Below are 2,525 nucleotides of genomic sequence, written 5' to 3'. Positions count from 1 at the left end.
GCCTTGGCTGGGCAGGCTGCCCGGTTGGCGGACTGGGTGCGTGCCGAGGACGACCTGGATGTCGTGTCGGTGGGGTCTGCGTTGGCGACTACTCGTGCGGTGTTCGAGCATCGTGCGGTGGTGGTGGGTGCTGATCGTGAGGCGCTGCTGGCCGGGTTGGCGGGGTTGGCGTCGGGGCAGCCGGGACCTGATGTGGTCGTCGGCCACACCACAACCACCACACCCGCCAAGACTGTGTTGGTGTTTCCCGGGCAGGGCTCCCAATGGGTCGGGATGGGTGCGGAGCTTCATGCGCAGTTCCCGATGTTCGCTGAGGCGTTCGATGCGGTGGCCGAGGAGTTGGATCGGCATCTGCGTTTGCCGCTACGGCAGGTGATGTGGGGTGATGACCAGGAGCTGCTCGACAGCACAGAGTTCGCTCAGCCGGCGTTGTTCGCGGTGGAAGCGGCGTTGTTCGCGTTGGTGGGGCAGTGGGGGATCGACCCGGATTTCGTGATGGGTCATTCCGTGGGTGAGGTCACCGCAGCGTATGTGGCCGGGGTTTTGACCTTGGAAGACGCTGCGCTGCTGGTAGCGGCCCGAGGCCGATTGATGCAGGCCTTGCCCGAGGGCGGGGTGATGGTTGCAGTCGCCGCCAGCGAGGACGAAGTGCTGCCGTTGCTGGTCGGCGGGGTGGATATCGCCGCGATCAACGCGCCGGGATCGGTGGTGATTTCCGGTGCAGAGACAGCCGTGGCCGCGATCGCGGATCGGTTGGCCCAGCAAGGTCGACGGGTGCACCGTTTGGCGGTGTCACACGCGTTCCATTCCCAGCTGATGGAACCGATGCTCGAGGAATTCGCGCGCCTGGTTTCCGATATCACGGTGAGCCCGGCACGGATTCCGGTGGTATCGAACGTGACGGCCGAACTGACCGGACCCGACTTCGGGTCGGGGCAGTACTGGCTCGACCACATCCGCCGACCTGTGCGTTTCGCCGACAGTGTGCAGTTGTTGGAGTCGATGGGCGCCACCCGGTTCATCGAAGTCGGTCCCGGCGCTGGCCTGTCAGCTGCCATAGAACAGACACTGACCTCTCCCGAGGCCATCACGATCCCCGTGCTGACCAAGCACCGCCCCGAGACCACCGCGATGGTCAAAGCGGTGGGCCACGCCTTCGTCGCGGGGGTACCTGTCGACTGGAGCAAGGTTTACACCACCACACCGGGGCGGGTCGGGTTGCCGACGTATGCGTTCCAGCGGCAACGGTATTGGCTGGCCAGTACCGGGCTCGGTGGCGCTGATGTGGCCAGCGCGGGACTGGTCGGGGCCGAACACCCGTTGCTGGGTGCGGTGGTGCAGCAACCCGAGTCCGGTGCGGTCGCACTGACCGGGCGACTGTCCCTCACCACCCAACCGTGGCTGGCTGATCATGCGGTGGCCGGTGTGGTGTTGTTCCCCGGTTCAGGATTCGTGGAACTGGTGTTGCGGGCCGGTGACGAGGTCGGTGCGACCGCGATCCAGGAACTGACCCTGCTGGCACCGCTGGTGTTCACCGAAGACCGCAGCGTGCAGCTCCAGGTCCTCGTGGGCAGCCGGGGCGACTCGGCCGGATGGACGGTCTCGGTGTACACCCGCGACACCCAAACCGACACCGACTGGACCCTGCACGCCGAAGGCGTCCTCACCACCGAACAACCGTCACCGGCATCGGTGATGGATCTGGCGCAGTGGCCACCGGCCGGTGCCGAGCCGGTGCAGGTCTCCGGCGTGTACGACTGGTTGACCCGGCACGGTTACCAGTACGGGCCGGCGTTCCAGGGCCTGCAGTCGGCGTGGCGGCACGGCGCGGACGTCTATGCCGAGGTCGCGGTCCCCGAGGAACTCGATGTCACCGGGATGGGCATCCATCCCGCTCTGCTCGACACCGCGCTGCACGCCGTCTGGGCCGCGGCCTACACCGGAGCCTCGATCGACGATTTCGAACTGCGGCTGCCGTTCAGCTGGGGAGATGTCCGTCTCGACGCGGTGGGTGCCACCCGCCTGCGCGTTCACCTGGCCAGCAGCGCCGAGGGTGCTCTGGCGGTACGACTGGCCGACACCTCCGGCATGCCGGTCCTGACCGGCACGGTGAACACCCGACCCGTTACCACCGAACAACTCCACGCCGCACTACACACCACCACTACACCGGGCACAGGCCTGCTGGAACTGACCTGGACACCCCTGACAACCCTTCCCGACTCGACCCCTTCCCCGACCCGACTATGGACCCCGCACAACACCACAGAAACCGACAGTGCCGACACCGATACCGCGGATACCGACGCTGCTGATGCGGGTGTGGTGGTGTGGGAGTTGTCCTCCGGTGTGGAGGATGTGGTGGGTTCGGTGTATGCGGCCACGCATGCGGTGCTGGCGGTACTGCAGGACTGGCTGAGCGTGGAACGCTCGGGTGTGTTGATGGTGCTCACCCATGGTGCGGTCAGCCCGCCTGGTGAGGATGTCACCGATCTGGCTGCTGCGGCGGTGTGGGGGATGGTGCG

Annotated in this window: 1 protein-coding gene; it reads left to right on the top strand. The window is 66.5% G+C overall.

Annotated features, from left to right (window positions below; translation table 11 throughout):
- Positions 1–24: 24 nt before the first annotated feature.
- Positions 25–2,525: acyltransferase domain-containing protein (locus ACHQ4I_RS43210; protein ID WP_476445426.1), on the top strand; the 2,501-nt coding region annotated here is incomplete at its 3' end.

The sequence above is a fragment of the Nocardia nepalensis genome, from assembly GCF_048910785.1.
Lineage (GTDB): Bacteria > Actinomycetota > Actinomycetes > Mycobacteriales > Mycobacteriaceae > Nocardia > Nocardia nepalensis.
The sequence above is the reverse complement of the archived record's forward strand: the minus strand, read 5'-3'. Positions and strand labels throughout refer to the sequence as shown.